Source organism: Haloterrigena gelatinilytica (assembly GCF_013342145.1).
Taxonomy (GTDB): domain Archaea; phylum Halobacteriota; class Halobacteria; order Halobacteriales; family Natrialbaceae; genus Haloterrigena; species Haloterrigena gelatinilytica.
This window is the reverse complement of record NZ_JABUQZ010000001.1, coordinates 3,780,245-3,801,088: the sequence shown is the minus strand read 5'-3', so window position 1 is coordinate 3,801,088 and position 20,844 is coordinate 3,780,245. Positions and strand designations below refer to the sequence as shown.

General features: G+C 68.4%; 18 protein-coding genes and 4 pseudogenes. 16 read left to right on the top strand and 6 right to left on the bottom strand.

Annotated features, from left to right (window positions below; translation table 11 throughout):
• Window positions 1–6: 6 nt before the first annotated feature.
• Together HTZ84_RS22950 and HTZ84_RS22945 are read right to left on the bottom strand one after the other, a co-directional pair.
• The gene (locus HTZ84_RS22950) at window positions 7–573 is read right to left on the bottom strand and encodes a transporter permease (RefSeq protein ID WP_394353286.1); all 567 of its coding nucleotides are present in this window, start codon (window positions 571–573) and stop codon (window positions 7–9) included.
• A gap of 17 nt (window positions 574–590) precedes the next feature.
• Entirely contained in the window at window positions 591–1,211 is a 621-nt protein-coding gene (locus HTZ84_RS22945) for an SLC13 family permease (RefSeq protein WP_254611780.1), read from the bottom strand.
• A 375-nt stretch (window positions 1,212–1,586) separates the two neighbouring features.
• Between HTZ84_RS22945 and pdxT the strand changes: the two genes are divergently transcribed.
• Window positions 1,587–2,216 (top strand): pyridoxal 5'-phosphate synthase glutaminase subunit PdxT, encoded by a 630-nt coding sequence (pdxT, locus tag HTZ84_RS18835; RefSeq protein WP_174682074.1) that lies wholly within the window; start codon window positions 1,587–1,589, stop codon window positions 2,214–2,216.
• Between the two features lie 117 nt (window positions 2,217–2,333).
• Here the strand turns inward: pdxT and HTZ84_RS18830 are convergent, their stop codons facing one another.
• Entirely contained in the window at window positions 2,334–2,999 is a 666-nt protein-coding gene (locus HTZ84_RS18830; RefSeq protein ID WP_174682073.1) for a class I SAM-dependent methyltransferase, read from the bottom strand.
• Between the two features lie 275 nt (window positions 3,000–3,274).
• Between HTZ84_RS18830 and HTZ84_RS18825 the strand changes: the two genes are divergently transcribed.
• The 13 genes and pseudogenes from HTZ84_RS18825 (at window position 3,275) to HTZ84_RS22930 (ending at window position 16,430) form a co-directional block, all read left to right on the top strand.
• A complete protein-coding gene (locus HTZ84_RS18825; protein WP_008893559.1) occupies window positions 3,275–3,469 on the top strand; it encodes a cold-shock protein in 195 nt (64 codons plus the stop codon).
• 283 nt (window positions 3,470–3,752) lie between these two features.
• Window positions 3,753–4,208, top strand: a pseudogene (locus tag HTZ84_RS18820) (bifunctional nuclease family protein); the annotation flags it as partial.
• A pseudogene (gene hisE, locus HTZ84_RS18815) lies at window positions 4,208–4,423 on the top strand (phosphoribosyl-ATP diphosphatase); the annotation flags it as partial. The pseudogenes HTZ84_RS18820 and hisE, both read left to right, overlap by 1 nt.
• Window positions 4,424–4,707: 284 nt before the next feature.
• Window positions 4,708–6,564 carry a DUF4198 domain-containing protein gene (locus HTZ84_RS18810; protein WP_254611779.1) on the top strand — a complete coding sequence of 619 codons (1,857 nt, stop codon included), beginning with the start codon at window positions 4,708–4,710 and terminating at the stop codon, window positions 6,562–6,564.
• Window positions 6,530–7,060: a DUF4129 domain-containing protein gene (locus HTZ84_RS22940; RefSeq protein WP_309138892.1), complete on the top strand. Its 531-nt coding sequence runs from the start codon at window positions 6,530–6,532 to the stop codon at window positions 7,058–7,060. The genes HTZ84_RS18810 and HTZ84_RS22940 overlap by 35 nt, the downstream gene beginning before the upstream one ends.
• Window positions 7,057–7,911, top strand: coding sequence for a phage holin family protein (locus HTZ84_RS18805; RefSeq protein WP_174682072.1), 855 nt, complete (start codon window positions 7,057–7,059; stop codon window positions 7,909–7,911). The genes HTZ84_RS22940 and HTZ84_RS18805 overlap by 4 nt, the downstream gene beginning before the upstream one ends.
• The gene (locus HTZ84_RS18800) at window positions 7,908–9,482 is read left to right on the top strand and encodes a DUF58 domain-containing protein (RefSeq protein ID WP_174682071.1); all 1,575 of its coding nucleotides are present in this window, start codon (window positions 7,908–7,910) and stop codon (window positions 9,480–9,482) included. Before HTZ84_RS18805 ends, HTZ84_RS18800 begins: the two co-directional genes overlap by 4 nt.
• Window positions 9,483–10,946: a hypothetical protein gene (locus HTZ84_RS18795; RefSeq protein WP_174682070.1), complete on the top strand. Its 1,464-nt coding sequence runs from the start codon at window positions 9,483–9,485 to the stop codon at window positions 10,944–10,946.
• 60 nt (window positions 10,947–11,006) lie between these two features.
• Window positions 11,007–11,723 (top strand): annotated as a pseudogene (locus HTZ84_RS18790) (AAA family ATPase); the annotation flags it as partial.
• A 197-nt stretch (window positions 11,724–11,920) separates the two neighbouring features.
• Window positions 11,921–12,556 (top strand): AAA family ATPase, encoded by a 636-nt coding sequence (locus HTZ84_RS18785; RefSeq protein WP_217468244.1) that lies wholly within the window; start codon window positions 11,921–11,923, stop codon window positions 12,554–12,556.
• Between the two features lie 138 nt (window positions 12,557–12,694).
• Window positions 12,695–13,039, top strand: coding sequence for a four-helix bundle copper-binding protein (locus HTZ84_RS18780; RefSeq protein WP_174682069.1), 345 nt, complete (start codon window positions 12,695–12,697; stop codon window positions 13,037–13,039).
• A gap of 227 nt (window positions 13,040–13,266) precedes the next feature.
• Window positions 13,267–13,869: pseudogene (locus HTZ84_RS23220) on the top strand (MEDS domain-containing protein); the annotation flags it as partial.
• 623 nt (window positions 13,870–14,492) lie between these two features.
• The gene (locus HTZ84_RS22930; protein ID WP_174682068.1) at window positions 14,493–16,430 is read left to right on the top strand and encodes a GAF domain-containing sensor histidine kinase; all 1,938 of its coding nucleotides are present in this window, start codon (window positions 14,493–14,495) and stop codon (window positions 16,428–16,430) included.
• A gap of 235 nt (window positions 16,431–16,665) precedes the next feature.
• Here HTZ84_RS22930 and HTZ84_RS18770 read toward each other — a convergent pair whose 3' ends face one another.
• A complete protein-coding gene (locus tag HTZ84_RS18770) occupies window positions 16,666–17,865 on the bottom strand; it encodes a hypothetical protein (RefSeq protein ID WP_174682067.1) in 1,200 nt (399 codons plus the stop codon).
• Between the two features lie 227 nt (window positions 17,866–18,092).
• Window positions 18,093–18,464 (bottom strand): DUF5518 domain-containing protein, encoded by a 372-nt coding sequence (locus tag HTZ84_RS18765; RefSeq protein WP_174682066.1) that lies wholly within the window; start codon window positions 18,462–18,464, stop codon window positions 18,093–18,095.
• Window positions 18,465–18,624: 160 nt separating this feature from the next.
• Here HTZ84_RS18765 and HTZ84_RS18760 point away from each other — a divergent pair, with 160 nt between their 5' ends.
• Both HTZ84_RS18760 and HTZ84_RS18755 read left to right on the top strand, forming a co-directional pair.
• Entirely contained in the window at window positions 18,625–19,614 is a 990-nt protein-coding gene (locus HTZ84_RS18760) for an NOG1 family protein (protein ID WP_174682065.1), read from the top strand.
• A gap of 19 nt (window positions 19,615–19,633) precedes the next feature.
• On the top strand, window positions 19,634–19,963 hold the full coding sequence (locus HTZ84_RS18755; RefSeq protein ID WP_174682064.1) for a hypothetical protein: 330 nt from the start codon (window positions 19,634–19,636) through the stop codon (window positions 19,961–19,963).
• Between the two features lie 42 nt (window positions 19,964–20,005).
• Here the strand turns inward: HTZ84_RS18755 and HTZ84_RS18750 are convergent, their stop codons facing one another.
• Complete coding sequence (locus tag HTZ84_RS18750) at window positions 20,006–20,767, bottom strand: flagellin (protein WP_174682063.1); 762 nt, start codon at window positions 20,765–20,767, stop codon at window positions 20,006–20,008.
• Window positions 20,768–20,844: the final 77 nt, after the last annotated feature.

The window sequence follows — 20,844 nt, the reverse complement described above, 5'->3', positions numbered from 1 at the left end:
GCCTGTTCAGAGGGGAATCGCTCCCAGCAGCAGGCCGACGACGAGGATCACGCTGGACGGGATGACCATGAGCGGGAGCGTGAACTTGATGTGTTCGCCGAGTTCGACCCCCGCCAGCCCGATGAGGAGGTAGGTCGCGCCCGTGAACGGCGACACGGGGAAGCCGACGGTCTGACCGACGAGGGAGGCGCGGACCACCGCGACCGGATCGTGTCCGTACGCCGCGCTCGTCTCGGCCAGCACCGGCAGCACGCCGAAGTAGAAGGCGTCGGGGCTGAACAGGAGCCGGGCGGGCAGCGAGACGATCGCGACGACGACCGGGAGGTGCGCGCCGAGCGCGTCGGGGATGAGCAGGACCAGAATGTTCGCCATCTCGGTGATCATCCCGCTCTCCTCGAGCACGCCGATGAGCACGCCGGCGGCGAAGAGGATGCCGACGTAGGTCATCACGTCGGGCGCGTAGGACTCGAGGACCTCCTTCTGTCGCTCGTAGTCAGGTACGTTGACGGCGAGGGCGACGACGACGCCGATCATGAAGGAAACCTCCGGAGAGGTGACGCCAGCGATCAACACGCCGAGGACGGCGATCGTCAGCAGGAGGTTGAAGACCCACTTCCAGTCGGTTTCGATCTCGCGGCCGTCGATCGCTCGTCGCCTCGTCGACGACGAAGCGACGAGATCGATCCGCCGGCCCTGATACCGAAGACGGAGAGCATCCCGGCGGCCTGGGCGGGGATCATCGGGTTGAAAATATTCGAGACCGTCGCCGGTTCGATCGCCGCCACGCCGCGGACGACCTGTCCGCCCCACGGGAGCATGTTCATCGTCCCGGCGGTGAGGGCGACGAGCGCGGCGAGGATCCTCCGGTCGACGTCGAGCGCGTCGTACAGCGGGAGCAAGGCCGGAATCGTGATGAGCATCGTCGTCGCGCCGGCGCCGTCCAAGTGCGTCATCATCGCGAGGCCGACGGTCCCGACCGTCAGCAGCGCCGGTCTCCCGATGATATTGTCGACGATCCGCGCGACGAAGGGATCGAACAGACCGTTGTCCCGCATGATACTGAAGTACCAGACGGCGAACGCGAACATCGCTGTGATACCGACGATTCCCTGGAGTCCTTCCTCCGCGAAGGATCCGATCTCCTCGAACGAGAAGCCGGCGACCAGCGCGGCGAGCACCGGTACCACGATCAACGTGGGGATCACGTACATTCGCTTCCGTATTACCAGCAACAATATGAGGAGTATAGCGCCGTAGCCGATGATACCAAGTGATACGCCAGTTCCTATCATGGGCGTGTATCAATGATACATATATAAAAACAATTTTGTTTGTGTTCGGGCACGGAAGGTTGCTGCGCGTACGGCCGTCCGGAGTCGCGCGCTATCGACGGCAGCCGCCGTGAGAACCGCCCGCCAGGTCGAGCGATCCGTTCGGTATTCACCAGTGAACCATCCCTCGAGTAGTACGGCCGACAGGTTCCCCGGCCCGGGTGCGGTCGGCCGAAGAGGCGATTTGGTTCGACGCGTGACGAAGAACGAACCGGCGACGCGACCTTTTTGCCGTCCCCCTCCCTAGCCGCGGGCATGTCACTGACCGCTGGCGTCGTCGCCGTCCAGGGCGACGTCGAGGAACACGCCGCTGCCATCGAACGCGCCGCCGCGGCCCGCGACCGCGAGGTCACCGTCCGCGAGATCCGCGAGTCGGGGCTCGTCCCCGACTGCGACCTGCTGGCGATGCCCGGCGGCGAGTCGACGACCATCTCTCGGCTCGTCCACAGCGAGGGAATCGCCCCCGAAATTCGGGCCCACGTCGAGGCCGGCAAGCCCCTGCTCGCGACCTGCGCCGGCCTGATCGTCGCCTCGAGCGAGCCGAACGACGACCGCGTCGAGGAGCTCGGACTGCTCGACGTCGGCGTCGAGCGCAACGCCTTCGGCCGGCAGAAGGACAGCTTCGAGGCGCCGCTGGCGGTCGACGGACTGGCCGACGACGACCCCTATCCGGCGGTGTTCATCCGCGCGCCGGCCATCGACGACGTCGCCGGCGGGGACGCGGCGGTGCTCGCCTCGTGGGACGGCCGCCCGGTCGCCGTGAAACAGGGGCCGGTCGTCGGCACCGCGTTCCACCCGGAACTCACCCCCGATAGCCGCATCCACGGGCTCGCGTTCTTCGAGAACGAGGCGGCGGCCGTGCCGGCTCTCGAGGACGCGCGGTAGGTCGATCGACGGGCCACACGGACAGCACGGGGAACCCATCGGCTGTCAGCCAGCGGGAGTAGTAGTCGGAGAGAACGATAGTCTTCGGTCGAACGCTACGCAGCGGTCGCCCGGCAGTCAGCGATCGGTCGCGTCCGCCGTCGTTCGAAACGTGCGGATGGTGTCCCGCTTGCCCGTCTGGACGTCGACTTCGTCGAACCCCAGGTCGGTGAAGATCGCGCTCCAGTCGCGGTAGTAGAGCGGGAAGTCGTCGTTGACATAGCTCACTTCGGGATCGGTCGACCCGGTGTGTTCGGGTTCGTCGCGCTCGGTCTCGCGCTCCTCGAGTTCGCTCTCGTTTTCCACGGTGATGAGGAGGTCGTCCGTGATTCGGGCCAGCTCCTCGAAGACCCACTCCGCGTCGGGGTGGAGGTGCTGGAGGGTCTCGACCGAGTAGACCGCGCCGAACTGGTCGTCGTCGAACTCGCGGACGACGTCTTCGATCGCGTCGAGATAGAACTCGCCGTCGGCGGCGAGGTCGGGGTAGTGGTCCTCCATGACGTCGAACGCGTCGGCGTTGAGTTCGATCCCTACCGGGGAGTCGAACCCGTGTTCGTAGAGATGCGAGAGATGGCGGCCCGAACTGCAGCCGAGTTCCAGAACCGGCGCGGTCGGATCGACGAATCGCTCGAGCGTCCGGAGAATAGCGTCGCTCGTCTCGTTCGGGCCGTAGTAGGCGTAGTACTCCGGTGAGTACTCGCCGGATCGCTCCGCCCACTGACGCCGAACATCGTTAGAATCCACAGGAGCTAGCACTTGGAGGAGACGTAAAGCCTCGTCGGGAGGCGCGTCTCGGCGCCGAGGCCGACGCCGAACGGCACGGCGCCTCGCTCGAACTGGGGATTCCACAGAAGCCTCGCGGCAGTCCGACGGATCGGACGCGATTCTCCGGATAACCGATGGTGCGTGGACAAATTGACATCCAGATCCGAGTTGGAATGATATTCCAACAACTGATAGAATATTTTCCGGACGAATGCGGAACACTTAACCGTGTATTCCCACTTCGTTTAGTCGCAATGGCAAACGGTAAGGTTGACTTCTTCAACGACACAGGCGGCTACGGTTTCATCGAGACTGACGACTCCGACGACGACGTGTTCTTCCACATGGAAGACGTTGGCGGCGAGGACCTCACGGAAGGAACCGAGATCGAATTCGACATCGAACAGGCTCCCAAGGGCCCCCGCGCGACGAACGTCGTCCGCAACTAACTACGGACTCACAGTGTCGTTGAGAAGCGGCAGCACGTGACTTCGTTTCTTCTACCCACAACGCACCGAGAGCGATCGCTCGAGTGCTTGGTCGATACGACGCCGACGTTCGAGAGCGAGTGCGACGGCGACCTGAGATCGCTACCCGCATCAGCTACATCGAGTCGAGCGACCGCCGAACGGCCTCGAGCGGAGCGCGCCACTCGCCCGGCGGTCGGGACGCGCTCGCGTGCATGCATTCGCGACCGGACATGTTTTCTCCCTCGCACGCGAGGGTCAGGATATGCAGGCTTCTATCGACGCGGTTCGCGTCGCGGGAACTCCGGAGGGACCGGTTCCGGTAGTGGTCCTCGCCGTCGAGGGCGAGGACGACGTGGTTCCGATCTTCATCGGCTTCAACGAGGCGACGAGCATCGCCCGCGGCCTCGAGGCCGACGATATCGGTCGTCCGCTGACCCACGACCTCCTCCTGGACGTGATGGAGGAACTGGGCAGCCGAATCGATCGCGTCGTCATCAACGAGATCGAGCAACGCGAGGACGGCCAGGGCGGGACCTACATCGCCGACCTCCACGTCCAGACGCCCCGCGGCGAGACCGTCATCGACGCCAGACCGAGCGATTCGCTGGCGCTTGCAGCCCGAACCAACGCGTCCATCGAGGTCACCGAGGACGTCTTCGCCGACGGCCGCGACGAGAGCGAAAAGTTCGAGCAACTCGAGGATATTCGCAACGTATCTACACCGCCTCGCTGTTCACCCACGAGAAGGGCGAGAACGCGGTGCTGGAGAAACTCGGCGAGGAGTCGACCGAACTCGTGCTCGCGGCGAAAGACGACGACCGCGAGGAGGTCGCCTACGAGGCCGCCGACATCGTCTACCACTTGCTCGTCTTGCTCTCGATGAAGGAGATGAGCCTCGAGGACCTCGAGGCCGAACTCGAGGCCCGACGGTAAGGACTCGAACGTCGATCCGACGTTCATAGACCGTTTCGATCGTCTCTTTCATCGCGGTCATCTCACCGGCGCCGTTCGGCCCGAGAACGTTCGACGAGATACTTCGGTGGAAAATCGAGCGCGATCGGGCGCGGTGGATACCTTAATGAACCGGCAGGTTCCACCGTTCCGTTGTGAACGCGACCGGTCGGTCCGCCCCTCCGCGGGCCGGCCGCTTCGACGCCGAATCGATCCCGCCCTGAACCGACCGCCGCCGGCGATCCAGCAACTCGAGGTGTTACGACGTGCCAGATCCCCCCGACGAACCGACGGACGACGGCCCCGACTATCGACAGCTCTCGGTCGTCGCGCTCGCGGCGCTGGCGATCGTGCTCGCGGCGTTTCTCGCCCCGGCCGGCAGCGGGATCACGAGTCCCGACGCCAACGTCGATCCCGATGCCGACCCGGACACGAACCCGAACGTCGATCCGGGATCGGCCCCGGCCGAGCCGGAGGGCGACGGCCCCGACAGCATCCCGAATCTCGACATCAACTGGGACGGACTGCTCGAGTGGACCGAGTTCGACTGGCTCGAGAACGGCGACCGCGACGCCGAACCCGACGACAGCGTCGACCGCGGGATCGAGCGGGGCGACGGGCCCTCCACATCGGCGTGTGCGATCTGGCTGGACCGCGAACCGACGCCCGGCAGCGAGGTGACGGCGCGGGTCCAGTACGAGGGAGAGCCCGTCGCCGGCGCCGACGTCTGGTACGACGACGACTACGTCGGGAAAACGGACGAGCAGGGGCGCGTGACGGGAACGGTCCCCTACGTCGAGAACCTGAACGTCCGCATCGAGTCGGACGAGTATCCGGCGTGTTCGGGGACCGCGGAGACGGCGAGCGCGACGGCGTCCGCGACCGCGCTACTCGGCGCCGGCCCGGGAACGAGTCCGAGCCCGTTGCCGACCGACTCGACGGCGAACGCGCCGGCGCTCGCGAGCGCTCAGGAAGTCGACGAGGTCGACAACGGCAGCGTCGAGTACGAGGTCGAAGGAGAGGTCGAAATCGCCGTTCGCGGACAGCCGGACCCGGGCGAGTCAGTGACCGTCGAGGCGTCCATCGAGGGCGTCCCGATGGCCGACGCGAGCGTGACGATCGACGGCGAGGAGGTCGGCGAGACGAACGCGGACGGACTCGCGGTCATCGACGTCCCCGACGACGGCACCGAATCGTTCGAACTCGGCGTCGCCCGCGGCGATTTCGCCGGAACGACGACCGTCGACGTCCGACTGCTCGAGGTGGCGCTCTCCCCCGAGGGGCTGGCGCCGATCCCCGGAAGCCCCGGCGTCCTCGAGGCGACCGTCGACGACGAGCCGGTCGCGGACGCCGAGGTGCGGGTCGGCGGCGAGAGAATCGGCACGACGGACGACGACGGCCGTCTCGCCCTCGCGTTACCCGTCGACCCGACGACGGCGATCACGGTCAGCACGGCCGATCGGACAGAGACCGTGAGTCTCGCCGGCCAGTACGGCAGCGTCGCGGTCGTTCTCGGCGTCGCCGTCGTCGGACTGACCGTCGTCGCCGCCCGGACTCACGGCAGGCGCGGCGCGGCCGGCGTCCTCGGCGCGACGGGGGCGACCCTGGTCGTCCTCGCCGTCGAGGCGTTCTACGGACGGGCCGCCGGCACCCTCGCCCTCTTGACTCTCGGTGCGCTGGCGCTCGGCGTCACCTCCGTCCGGAGCGGTCGAACGATCCTCGACGCGCGGCCGTCCCCCGGCGACGCCGCGGACGACGCCCTCGAGTGGATCGTCAACCGACTCCTCGGGCTGGTCGCCCGCCTCGAGCGCGTCGTCGACTGGCTCCGCGCGCGGCTCGCGGCCGCTCGAGCGTGGGCCTCGTCGCTGCCCGATCCGGCAGGGCGCTGGCCGCGGCGTTCGGCGGCTGGCTGGCCGCGCTCCCGGCGCGGGGCTCGCGATCGGCCGTCGCCGGCTCGAGACGCTTCGACGGGTTCCGTCGACGGCGGTCATCGGCGTCCTCGCCGCCGGTCCCGCCGTCGCCGCCGGCTACGTCGTCGACGGGCCGCGGGGAGCCGCCGTCGTCGCGGCCGCGCTCGGAGTCGCGGCGCTGCTCTATCGGGGTCGCGGCGAAGACGAGCCTGAGAAGTTCGAGGACGACGGCGACGGGGACGAATTCGTCGAACGGACGGGCGCCGCGCCCGACACCGCGCCGGAGACCGACGAACGCCTCACGTTCCGCGAGCTGTGGCGGGCCTTCGCCCGACGGGTCGCCCCCCGCCGGTGGCGCCACTACACGCCCGGCGAGGTCCAGCGCGCCGCCCGCCAGCAGGGGTACCCCGACCGGCCGGTCGACGAACTGACGACGCTGTTTCGGGAGGTCGAGTACGGCCGCCGCCCGCTCTCGAGCGGCGTCCGGGATCGGGCCGATACAGCCTACGCGGCGCTCCTCGAGACGGAGTCTGACGACGGTGGTGACGACGCGGACACCGAGGGCGGCGCAGCCGAGACGGACAACGCAGGCACCACGACCAGCGCAGCCGACGGAGGCGGCACGGATGAAACGAATAACGCGGATGATTTGAACGGATCGACGGTCGACGACGCGACCGATCGCGATCCAGGGGGTGAACGGCCGTGACGCGCCGCGAGTGGCTGCTCGTGGTCCTCGGGATCGCGTTCGTCGCGGCCGGCCTCCTGTTCGGCCTCGAGGCGCAGCCGGTGTGGGCGTGGACGGCGAGCGTCGCGTTCGGGGTCTTCGTGCTCGCGCTCGTCGCGATCGCGGTCGGCGGCGCGAAGATCCGCGGCGCGCTCGATACGACGGCCGACGTACCGCCCGTCTCGTGGGCGCCCGGCGACTCGTTCGCCGCGCCGACCCCCGAGCGGAGCGATCGGACCCCCGAACTCTCGAGCGACGAGCTCGCGTCGGTGATCGAGCGAGCCGGCGAGCGAGCGCGCCACCGCGAGACCGTCGAAGACGGCCTCGAGGTGGTTCGCCCGCCGCTCCGGGAGGCGTTGGGCGAGGCCCTCGTTGCGGGCGGCCAGTCGCGGGAGGCGGCGAAAGCGACGCTCGCGGACGGCTCGTGGACCGACGACCGACTGGCCGCGAGCGTCCTCGAGCCGTCGATCGACCCCCCTGATCGACCGCTGCGCGAGCGGTTCCGAGCGTGGCTCTTCCCCGAGCGAGTCGCCCGCGAGCGCAGTCGGCGGGCGATGAGTGCCGTCGCCGGGGCCGCCGACGAGGTCCTCCCGTCGGTCCCCGGCCAGTCGGCCCCCCGGACGAAGCCCGTCTTGCAACCGCGACTCGAGGAACTCCGGCGCGGTGCCGACGGCCGACTCCAGCGGGCCGTCGATCCGGCGGCGACCGTCCGCGGGCCGCGACCGCCGCGGCCGCGGTTCGCGTCCGAGGACGCCGACAGTAGTAACGAGAGCGGCGCGGATCCTCCCGAAACGGACGGGCCAGACGGGCAACGCGAGGTGGCGGACCGATGAGCAGACGGCTGCGCTGGCGCGGTGCGATCGCGGCGACGGTGGTACTCGTCCTCGCCGGCCTGCTCGACGCCAGCCCCGTCCTGTTGCTCGCGGCGATCGTCCCGCTCGTTTACGTGGCCTACGGCTCGCTGTCGACCGTCTCGGTGCCCGAGGGACTCGCGGCGGTCCGCGAGGTCTCGCCGACGCCGGCGGCGCCCGGCCGCCCCGTCACCGTGACGCTGACGGTTCGAAACGAGTCGGATCGGACGGTCACCGACTGTCGACTCGTCGACGGGGTCCCCGAGGAACTCGCCGTCCTCGAGGGATCGCCGCGGGCCGGCGCGACCCTCGAGCCCGGCGAGGAACGCCGCCTCGAGTACATAGTCGTCGCCCGGCGCGGCGAGTACGAGTTCGACGCGCCGGAGTGTCGCGTTCGCGGGCTCGGCGCGAGCGCGGTCGCGACGACGCGGCTGTCGACCGCGGGCGCGGACCGGCTGGTGTGTCGGCTCGACGCCGACGCGCCGCCGATCGAGGAGGTCGGGCGCGGCCGGATCGGACAGCTGACGACCGACCGACCCGGCGAGGGGCTCTCCTTCCACTCCGTTCGCGAGCACCGGCCGGACGATCCGGCCGACCGGATCGACTGGCGTCACTACGCGAAACGCGGGACGCTCGCGACGATCGACTACGAGCGTCAGGTCGCGGCGACCGTCGTGCTGGTCGTCGACGCCCGCCCGTCCAACGCGGTCGTCGCAGGGCCCGGCCGCCCGACCGCCGTCGAGTTCGCGGCCTACGCGGCGATCCGGACGCTGACCGATCTGCTCGGCCACGGCCACGACGTCGGCGTCGCCGTCATCGGTCGCGACGGCGACGGGCCCGCGGGCCTCCACTGGATCGAACCCGCGAGCGGCCGCGAGCAGCGCACGCGCGCACTCGAGGTCGTCCGCTCGGCGACGGCGGACGAGTCCTCGAGCGGGCGGTTCTCGCGAACGTCCTCGGGGAGACAGGACCGCGGGCAACTGCCCCGCCAGGTCCGCAAGGTGCTCGAACTCGCGCCGGCGGGAGCGCAGGTGGCGCTGTTCTCGCCGGTGCTCGACGACCGGTCGGTCACGGCGGTCGAGCGCTGGCGCGGGGGCGGTCTCCCGGTCGTCGTGCTCTCGCCCGACGTCGTCCCGGCCAACACCGTCAGCGGCCAGTACGAACAGCTCCGGCGGCGGACCCGGCTGGCCCGCTGCCAGGCGCTGGGCGCCCGGACCTTCGACTGGCGCCGCGGGACGCCGCTGCCCGTCCTCATCGAACACGCCTTCACGGCCGACGCGCGGCTCTCGAGCGCTCGCCTCTCGGGCGGATCCGGCGGCGGTGGCCGGAACGGCGGCGAAGCCGGCAGCGAGGGCGAGTTCGGGGCAGATAGCGAGACCGCACCCGAGCCCGAGAGCGTAGATTCGACGGGGTCCGCAACGGGCGAGTCGGAATCGGCGACGGCCGAGTACGCGTGGCGGTCGCCGGCCGACGACTCCGCGGGAGCCGAACGCGAGGGAGCGGTCTCGGCCGACGGCGACGGCGCCTCGCCGCGACGGGGAGGTGATCGGTAGATGGCCATCGCCGGCCCGCGCCTCGACAGTCCGTCGGCGATCGGCGACGAGGGCAGACCGCGAGCGGCGAGCCTCTGGGTGGCCACGCTCGTCGTCGTCGCCGTCGTCGGCGGGATCGGTATCCGGACCGGCGAGCCGTCGCTGTTGCCGACGCTGGCCCTCGTCGCCGGCGGCGCCGTCGCCGGCGTCGCCCTGCTCGAGCGCGACTCCTTCGCCCGGCTGTTCGTCGGCCACCTCCTGCTGGTGACCGCCGGCTCGGCGCTCGCGGTGCTCGTCGTCGTCGGACCGTTCCTCGACCGGGCGCTGTTCGTCGTGGCCGCCTGCGCGCTCTCGCTGGTCGGCGTCGCGGCGGCCTGGGCCGACGTCGGGAGCGACGACGTCGCGCGGGCGGTCAAGAGCGCGGCCGCGACCTACGTCTCGATGCTCGTCAGCGCGATCGTCGTCGCGGTGCTGCTCGCCGTCGCCCTGGTCGGCCGAGTCGCCCTGCAGTGGGTCACCGGGCCGGCGGCGCCGCTGATGTCCGTTCTCGGCTTCCTGGCGGTCGTGTGGGCGACCGCCGCCGCGATCCTGGTCGGCTACCGACGGCTTCCGCTCCGACAGTTGACGCCCCGGTCCCGACGCGAGCGCCTCGGGGCGCGACTGGAGCTCGTCCACCGGGGCCTCCGGTGGACGCTCTTCGGGCTCCCCGTGCTGGGGATCGTCCTGACGGCGCTCTGGACCTGGGGCGGGCTCGGCGGCGTCGTCCGAGAGCTCGGCCTCGGGGCGCTGTTCCGGCGGCTGTCGTCGCCGTTCGTCGTCTGGCCGCTCGTCGCCGTCGGGTTCGGAACCGCACTCGCCGGAACGCTGGCCGGCGCCGCGCGGCGCCTGACCCGTCAGATCAGCGTCGAGTCGACCCGGAGCGCCGTCGCGATGACCGTCGGCGTCGCCATCACGGTCGTCGGCGTCGTCTGGGCCGTCCTCCTGTTCTTCGGGCTGGTCCGGGGCGTCCCGCGGCTGGCCTGGGGACTGACGACCTCCGGTGCGCCGGTCGCCGCGCTGTTGCTGGCCGGACCGCTGGCGCTGTTCGTCGTCGGCGGTGCCGCCGTCCTCGCCGACGGGCTGGAGTTGCTCCCGACTCGAGCGACCGGCCCGGCCGTCGCCGCGACGGGGCTGCTGTTCGTCGCGATCGGGCTGGGCGGGGGCGAACCCGTCCTGACGTTCGCGACCGTCGCCGGCGCCTTGCTCGTCTGGGACGTCTCGACGTTCGGTCTCGGGCTGACCGCCGAGCTCGGCCACCTCCCCGACACCCGCCGCCTCGAGCTGTTCCACGCCGCGGTCGCCGTCGGCGTGGCGCTGGGCGCCGTCCTGCTTGCGGCCGGCCTCGAGGCGCTGCGGTCGGGCGCGTTCGCGGGGATCGGCACCGCCGGGGGCGCCGTCGTGATCGCGTTCGGCGCGGTGCTGTTGCTGGTGCCGTTGCGCGGGTAGCGGTTGGGCTCCGACGGGACCGATCAGGGGATTGATGTTCACCGAGTATCACGTTCGCGTATGGACGAGTCGAACGTGACGCCCGCCGACGCCGAAGCCACCGTCCGCGACGTCGTCGGGCGCATCGAGGAAGCCGCCGTGGTCGATCACGGCGTGCTCTACGCCGTGCTCTCGGCCGTGTTCGCCCGCGGCCACGTCCTGCTCGAGGACGTGCCGGGGACGGGCAAGTCGGTCATCGCCCGGACGATCGCCGAGTCGATGGGCCTGGAGTTTACGCGCATCCAGTTTACCCCCGACCTGCTGCCCTCCGACGTGAGCGGGTCGACGGTCTACGACGAACACAGCGGCGAGTTCGAGTTCTCGGAGGGACCGGTGTTCGCCAACGTCGTGCTGGCCGACGAGATCAACCGCGCGCCCCCCAAAACGCAGGCCGCGCTGCTCGAGGCCATGGAGGAACGCCAGGTCAGCGTCGACGGGACGACCTACGACCTGCCCGAGCCCTTCGTCGTGATCGCGACCCAGAACCCGATCGAACAGGGGGGAACCTTCCGCCTCCCGGAGGCCCAGCGCGACCGCTTCAGCGTCAAGACCTCGCTCGGCTACCCCGACGTCGACGGGGAGATGGGACTGCTCGAGCGGCGGGCGAACCGCCGGACGCTGTCGCCGAGCGTCGAGCCGGTTATCGATCCGGACGCGGTCCTGGCGATCCAGGACCTGACCGAAGACGTGACCGTCGACGAGAAGCTCCGGCGCTACATCATCGACCTCGCGCGGGCGAAAAACGCAGGCCGCGCTGCTCGAGGCCATGGAGGAACGCCAGGTCAGCGTCGACAGGACGACCTACGACCTGCCCGAGCCCTTCGTCGTGTCGCGACCCAGAACCCGATCGAACAGGGGGAACCTTCCGCCTCCGGAGCCCAGCGCGACCGCTTCAGCGTCAAGACCTCGCTCAGCTACCCCGACGTCGACGGGGGATGGGACTGCTCGAGCGGCGGGCGAACCGCCGGACGCTGTCGCCGAGCGTCGAGCCGGTTATCGATCCGGACGCGGTCCTGGCGATCCAGGACCTGACCGAAGACGTGACCGTCGACGAGAAGCTCCGGCGCTACATCATCGACCTCGCGCGGGCGACCCGCCGGGACGGCCACGCCGAGATCGGCGTCTCGCCGCGGGGCGTCCAGCGAGTCTTCGAGGCGGCCCGCGCCGCGGCGGTCATCGACGGCCGATCCTACGTCACGCCCGACGACGTGAAACGGCTCGCCGAGCCGACGATGGCCCACCGGATCGTGCTCACGACCGAGGCCAGCGTCGAGGGCGTCGCGGGCGGCGATATCGTGCGGCGCGCCCTGCGGTCGGTCGACGTGCCGGCGGTGTCGCCGGACGCGAGCGAGCCCGACGCTGCCGACGGCGACGACCTCGAGTCCACAGCCGAACCCGACGCTGTCGCCGACCCCCGGTCGACCGCTGACGGCGCGTCCCCTACTACCCCGTCGTCCGACGACTCGAGCGACGAATCGGACGCTTCGTGGACCGACTCGGGCCAGAACCGCGATTCCGACGGTGCGACCGACGAGGCGACTCAAGGGGACGACGACTCGCCGTGGCCGTGAGAGCGATCGGGCCGGACGGGTACCGCTCTCGATAGCGAACTTTTCCGCCGTATACGAGCGTTCGCGGCCGTGCTGCGGAATTCACCCTTGCAAACGCCCGTCATAGCTTGATGGCTATCCTCGGCATCGGTTCGCGTGATGGCGCTTCAACAGATCGACCACGCGGACGACCACATGCAGGAGTGTATCGACAACTGTCTCGAGGCCGCGCAGGTCTGCGAGTGGTGTGCCGACGCCTGCGCGGACGAGGACGGGATGGCCCGCTGTATCCGGCTCTGCCGGGACGTGGCGGACGTCGCGTCGCTGCACGCGCGCTTTATGGCCCGCAACTCGGGCTACCACGAGGAACTGGGCGAGATCTGCGCCGACCTCTGCGAGGAGTGCGCCGAGGAGTGCGAACAGCACGACCACGACCACTGTCAGGCCTGCGCGGAGATCCTGCCGGAGTGTGCCGAGAGCTGTCGGGAGATGGCGTCGGCCTGATCCGGAACCGGGAGGCGGCAACCGACGCTCTCGTGACAGGCTCGGGTCAGGAGCACTGCGCTTACGTTTCAGCGGGTTGTCGATACTGTGCCGCGTTCTTTTGTACGTCGAGGATCTTCCTCTGATACGATTCCGGTGAGACCGATTGCCCTCCACTCTCGATTGACGGTCCGACCACGCGACAGTACTCGGACCGGTCCGGATTCCAACCCGATCTACCAGATTCTATGAGTGAAACAACGCGGAACCCCGGCGACGACGAAGAACCGGCGCTCGATTGCGAGCTCGAGCGGCCGAGCGACCGAACTGACTTCCCCGACTTCCGCGGTCCGGTCGCGCCCCTCGAGGGCCACGAGACGGTCGACCACTTCGGACTGATCTACGAGACGCACGCCGAACGGTTCGCGGCGGTCGGTCCCTACGTCGCACAGGGACTCGAGCGCGGCGAACGCTGCATGTACATCCGCGCGGACAGTTCGCGCGAGGAGGTACTCGACGCGCTGCGAAACGGTGGAATCGACGTCGACGCCGCACTCGAGTCGGGACAGCTCACCGTCCACACCGTCGAGGAGACGTATCTCGACGGCGGCGCGTTCGACGTCGACGAGGGGTACGACCTCCTCGAGCGCGCCATGGAAGAGGCGCACGCGGAGTACGAGGGGTTCCGCGTGACCGCCGAGGAGACGTGGCTCGCCGACGACGAGCGCGCACAGGAAGCGTTCATGAGCTGCGAGGCGCACGTAAACGACCTCGTCGACGGCGAGGAGAGCACGGCCCTGTGTCAGTACGACCGCACCGAGTTGCCTCCGGAAATCATCGAGGACGTCATCCAGACGCACCCCTATCTCATCTACGACGGCACGGTCTGCCAGAACGTCTTCTACACCCCGCCCGAGGAGTACTTCGGTCCCGACCGTCCCGCCCGGGAGAACGAACGCAAACTGCAGACGCTGGTCGATCGCACCGACGCGGAGGCGACTCTCGAGACCGAGGAGTGGGCCCAGCGGCAGCTGTACGCGATCGCCGCGGATCCCCACCAGTCGTTCGAGGAGAAGATCGACGACCTCCTCGCGTTCGGCCGCGAAGTGTTCGACCTCGAGATCGGCGGCATGGCCCGCGTCGATCCGGCGACCGACTACTATCGGATCGAAGCGATCAGCGGCGACCACGACGGGCTGGAGGTCGATACGGAGATCCCGCTGTCGGAAACGTACTGCCACGAGGTCGTCGAGAACGGGCCGGCCGACACCGTCCCCATGCCGACCGAACTGTCGACGGTCACCGGCGAACTGCCGGAACAGAAGTCCCGCGCGTCCGACGACGTGCGGGCGTATCTCGGCACCTGCATCCCGATCGAGGGCGATCTCGATCGGACGTTCTTCTTCACCTCCTCGGATCCGTCGGACGGCGCGTTCTCCGATCGGGAGCGGACCTTCCTGCGGTTGATGGGCCAGTGGGTCAAGTACGAACTCGAGCAGCGCCGCCACGAGCGGCTCCTGCGGGACCTCAGGTCGGCTGGACCGACGACCCCGCCTACGAGCGGTTCGGCCTCGACGCCTACTTCGCGACGACCGTCCACGCTGGCGGCGAGGAGTACGGGACGCTGTGTTTCGGCTCCGAATCGCCGCGGGACCGATCCTACAGCGACGGCGAGCGCACGTTCCTCGACCTGATGGGACAGTGGTTGAGTTACGAACTGGAACAGCAGCGACGCGTTCGCTACCTGCAGGAGAGCTACGAGATCACGTCCGATCCCGCGCGCACCTTCGAGGAGAAGTTACAGGCGTTGTTCGACCTCGGGAGCGAGCAGTTCGGCCTCGACGTCGGCGGCATGGCCAAGGTCTTCCCCGACGACGACCGGCTCGAAGTCGAATACACGAGCGAGGAGTGCGGTCCGTTTCGGCCCGGGCTCGAACCGCCGCTATCGGGAACGTATTGCGGGGCGGCGTACGGCGCGGACGGCCCCGTGACCATCACCGATCCCGTCGCGGAAGGCTACGACGGATACGCGTACGAGGAGCTCGGGTTCGAAGCGTATCTCGGCACGCACATCGAGGTCGATAACGGGCACGACCGCTTGTTCTTCTTCACGACCACCGAGCCGCGCACCCGCCCGTTCACGGACGCCGAGCGCACCTTCCTCGACCTGATGGGACAGTGGGTGAACTACGAGCTCGAGCGACGGAAACACAGGCGATCGCAGGAGAAGCTGTACGAGATCACCGCCGACAGCGATCTCTCGTTCGACGAGAAGACCGAGCGCCTGCTCGATCTGGGTCGCGAGCGGTTCGACCTCGAGATGGGATTCCTCCTCGAGAAACGGGGCGACGAGTTCCGCGTCGTCAAGACCCAGGGGACGGCCCTCGAGGAGGGCACCGCGCGGGTCTCGGCGAACCCGGGTAACTACTGTAAGCGAACGATCACGATGGAGACGCCGCTGGGCGTCGAGGACGTCACGGCGGTCGGCTGGGACGACGATCCGCTCTACCGCGAGTACGATCTGGGCTGCTATCTCGGCACGAAGGTGACCGACGGCGACGGCGTCTACGGATCGGTGTGCTTCTCCGATACCGACGGTCGAGACCGGGAGTTCACCGACGCCGACTACGCCTTTCTCGACCTGATCGGCCAGTGGGTCAGCTACGAACTCGAGCGCGACGAGCGCGAACGCCGACTCGAGCGGTCCAACGACCGTCTCGAGGAGTCGAACAAGCGACTGGAACAGTTCGCCTACGCCGCCTCCCACGACCTGCAGGAACCGCTCCGGATGGTCTCGAGCTATCTCCAGTTGCTCGAGCACCGATACGAGGACGCCCTCGACGCGGAGGGCGAGGAGTTCCTCGCGTTCGCCGTCGACGGCGCCGATCGGATGCGCGAGATGATCGACGCCCTGCTGGCGTACTCCCGCGTCGAGACGCAGGGCGATCCGCTGGAACCGGTCGCCCTCGAGGACGTCTTCGAGAGCGTCCGCGAGGACCTCCGCATGCGGATCGAGGGGTCCGACGCGACGATCACCGCCGATTCGCTGCCCCGCGTCCAGGGCGACGCCAGTCAGTTGCGACAGGTGTTCCAGAACCTGCTGTCGAACGCGATCACGTACAGCGGCGACGAACCGCCCCGCGTCCACGTCGACGCCGAACGACGCGACCGGGAGTGGGTGATCACGGTCGAAGACGACGGAATCGGCATCCCGGCCGACGAACAGAACCGCATCTTCGACATCTTCGATCGTCTCCACAGTCGCGAGGAGTACGACGGGACGGGAATCGGCCTCGCGCTGTGCGAGCGCATCGTCGAGCGCCACGGCGGCGAAATTTGGGTCGAGTCCGAGCCCGGCGAGGGGTCGGCGTTCTCATTTTCGCTGCAGCCCACGGCCGCCGGAAGCTCGTAGGCCATCGCTTCGAGTCCATTCTCGGTCCGCGACTGACGATCATCGCGACGAACGGAACGATCCCGCTCAGCCTCTGACGCCGTCGAACACTGCGACAGTGGAGAACTCGACGTTCTGCACCGGATTCCGTTGGTATGCGCGTTAAGGAGGACCGTTTTGAACGTCCGGACGATCTCGAAACGTCGGTATCAGTCGCCTCCACAGTCGGCGAGAGTGCCGCCGTCCGGCGACCGATTCAGGAGGACAGGGTCGTCACCCACTCGTCGTCGAACGGGGCGAGTCGGTACGTGTACTCGCCGCTCGAACTGCTCTCGTTCGTGACACGGATCTCGCGACTCTCGCCGGCGGCGATACCGACGTCGAGTCGCGATTTCGTCGCCGACGTCAGTTCCCACCACTCGTCGTCGTTTTCGTACTGGAAGACGCCTCGGAATCGGCCGTCGACGTCGCTCGTGTTCCGAATCGTCGCGGTGATATCGTAGGCACCCGACGCCTCGGCCGGCGCGTCGACGGACTCGAGTTCGAACGTGGGGAAGGCCGGCCCGTCCTCGCCCTCGAGCGGTAGTTCCCACTGGAGATCCGCTGCCGACTCCGACGTGCGGTGGTAGTCGAGGGTCGCCGTCCCGGCGGCGGCCGTCGACTCGAGCTGACCCAGCAGCCAGAAGTCGACGGTGACGCCCGTTCCGAGCAGCGTTTCGCCGCTCCCGACCAGTGGGTCGTCATCGATGACCGCGCTCTCGAGGGACTGATCCGCCAGCGACGTGTAGAACTCGCTCTCGCTGAACGCGAACTCCGCCGGCGAGAGCGATACGGAGCTCGTACCGACGTTCTCGAGTTCGAGTTCGAAGACGACGAGCGTTGCATCGTCGGGCGAGGTGAAGACGCGTCCCGCGTTCTGGGTCGCGAACAGCTCGGAGACGTACTCCTCGTAGAAGAGGCTCGATTGGTAGCGGACGTCCGTCAGCGTCGCTCGAAGCCCGTCGCCGAGCGAGAGCGTCTCACCGACCGCGGCGGTCAGCGGTTCGATCGACAGTTCGTGGTCGACGTCGGCCTCGGAGAGTTCGAACGCGCACTCGGTGACGTGGTCGACGGAGAACGGACCGAAATCCGCCGTCGCCGTCTCGTCGGGGGCGACATCGGTGAGTTCGACCGACTCCTCGAGGTCGATCGGCCCCTCGGTAGCGACCAGTTCGTCCTCGTAGTCGCCGGCCGCACCGCCCTCGTTGGTCGCGGATACCGTCACCGTGAACTCGCCGTCGACGGTCGTCGACCCCGCCGTCGAGATTCCGATATCGGTGAACGACGGCTCTCCCGACTCCTCGCCGTTGCCTCCGTCCTCGGTATCGTCAGGATCGTCCGCGCTGGTTTCGCTACAGCCGGCGAGCGTGCCGCTCACCACGATACCTCCCATCGCGAGATACTCGCGTCGATTCATACACCTTCCTGTCTATTGTCGAGATATAACTGTTATCATTAAACTCACTTATTCTGACTATAGGGCGTTCGAGGAGAGATGAACGTTCGACCTCGAGACTCCGACTGAACTGCCGGCGAGCAGAAAACAGAAGCTATCGGATACGGTAATAGCGGAAATATTGTCAGTTATCTACCTCATTTCGGTACCGTGACTGCTGCCCGTATCGATGACCGTCCCGATGACGGTCACGGGTTGAGAACGCCGCCGACGGCCCCCGCGAGCGCGCTCTCGAGGGCCATCACCAGCGAGATCGCGACGGCGAGCGCGAAGATACCGAGGCCGGCGGCGCCGGAGATCGCGCCCCCGATTGGGCCGAGCGCGAGTCCGGCGAGGCCGACGGCGACGCCGATCAGGAGGCCGCCGATGATGCCGCCGAGCGAGCCCGCGAGCAGTCCGTGCCAGAGGCCGCTGCCGAGGCCGCCGCCGGCCACGTAGCCGGCGACGAAGCCGCCGATCAGCCCCGCGGCGAGTTGGCCGATGCCGGGGACGACGAGGCCGACGATTCCGAGGACGGTCGCGAGCAGGAAGCCGATAAACACGGCGCGCCAGTTGGTCATACAGAGAGAGAGGGGCCGAGCGACGATAAGGAGACGGCGCGTATACTGCGACCGTTCATCAGTGGCCCGGGTTCGCAGGACGACCGCGGCGAATCCGCCGACCGGAACCGGTCGCGCGATAACGAACGACCTTTTAAGAGCGCGCGTCGTACGTATCGCTATGATTTTCGAAGACCTTCCGACGACGCCCACGTCGGAAGAGCTGATCGACAAGGCATTTTCGCGGGCGGCGCGGGCCGGCAAGGCCAAACGCGGCCTCGAAGCCCAGCAGTCGATGCTCCAGACGGCGGCCAACATCATCTCGGACAACTTAGAGAACGTCGTGACGGCGTGGCCGGACTTCGAGTACGACGCCCACCCGTTCTACTACGAACTCGCGGACGCGATCGTCGACGTCGACAAACTCCGCCAGAGCCTCTCCGAAGTGATGTGGGCCAGCCGTAAGGCCCGCGAAATCCACGAGGAGTACCAGCCCCGCCTGCGCAAGACCGACGTGGACACCGCGCGCAAGCACCGCAAGCAGGCCTTCGCTCGGCTCGCGGACATCGTCGAGCAGATCGACGACCACCTCCTGTACATCAACGAGTCGCGAAACGACCTGCGGGATCTGCCGGAGATCGACCCCGACGAGCCGACCATCGTCGTCGCCGGCTACCCCAACGTCGGCAAGTCCTCGTTCGTCAACGACGTCACCAGCGCCCGCGGCGAGACCGCCTCCTACCCCTTCACCACGAAGGGGATCGGCCTCGGACACTTCGAGCACGAGCACCTCCGGTACCAGCTCGTCGACACGCCGGGGCTGCTCGACCGTCCGCCGGCCGAGCGCAACGAGATCGAGTCCCAGGCGGTCAGCGCCATCGAGCACCTCGCGGACTGCATGCTCGTGATGATCGATCCCAGCGGCGAGTGCGGCTATCCCCTCGAGTCCCAGCTCGAGCTTCGGGACTCGATCGTCGACCAGTTCGAGTCCGTTCCGGTCCTCACCGTCGCGAACAAGATCGACCGCCGGGAGGTCTGGGACGAGGACCTGCTCGAGGAACTGGACGCCGACTACACCATGAGCGTCGAGACCGGGGAGGACGTCGAGACGGTGCTCGAGGCGGCCATCGAGGCGGTCGACTACGAGCCCGAACTCCCCTTCGAGGAGTGACCCGACGGCTCCCGCACCGATGAGAGGCCCCGGACTCCTCTGGATGCTCCAGACCGCCGCCGGCTTCTCGATGGCCGGCCCGATGTTCTTTCTGGGCCTCGAGTCGGTCCGAACGGGGCAGTACGAGTGGGCCGCGTTCTACCTGACGCTGGGCGCGCTGGTCTGCTACTTCCCGACGTACCTCGTGAACCGGATCGGCGGGCCGCGAGCCTGGATTCGACGCCGGCTCGAGCGGCGCGGACGGAAAACGGAGACGGACGGCGGCGACGACGACCGGTCGGACTCGAACGCGGACGACGCCGCGGAAAGCTCGCCGTTGAGCCGCCTCGAGCGCCTCCGCGATCGGTGAGCGGAGTCTCCGATAGCATCCCGTCGCCGCGATTCGGTTCGGCTACTCCTCGACGCGGATCAGGATCTCGTCGGTGTCCCACCCGACGTCGAGCGTGACGGTGGTCTCACCGGTTTCGTGCAAGTAGAGCGTCGTCGAGTCGGTTCCAGCCGCGTCGGTCGTCCCGTTCTCGGGGTCGACCGTCGCGACGGTCTCGTTGGAACTCGCGTACGCGACCGATTCGTTCGGCTGGTCGAGTTCCGTCGCCATCTCGAGCGTCAGTTCGCCGCCGCTCTCGCTCAGGGAGACGGTACAGTTCTCCGCGGTACAGTCGTCGGCGGTCCCGTTCTGTCCGTCCGGGCTGGTCCAGTAAGCGATTCGGTGCTCGAACTCGAGGCGATCCCGGGCGCCGTCGGCGTCGACGACCGCGCGGTGGATCCCCGGATCGAGCGACGCCGGTGCGGTCAGCTCGAGGACCGCCCCCTCGCGCCAGAGGGAGTCCCCTCGCTCGAGAACGCTGGTCTCGACGGACCGCACGTACTCGCCGTCGATCAGGAGGTCGGCGGCGTCGGCCTCGAGCGAGCCGCCGCCGACGTTCTTGGCGTATATCGTCACGTTGTCGGCGGTCTCGTTGTACGTCGTCCCGGCCTCGGGATGGTTGATGAGCGAAATTTCGCCGTCGATCGTCGCGACGTCCCGTGCGCCCTCGTCCTCGACGGATTGGGCGTACAGCCCGGCCTCCGTGGCGATGCTGCCCGCGAACAGCGTCGCGGCGCTGATCGCGGCGGTGAACAACAGTAACTGGACGACGGAGGCTCGGACCATCGGCGGAGGGTTCGACGAAACGACGGGCCGGGAACGGGATAATCCTACCGGCCGTCGACCTCCGGGTCGCCGGCGAC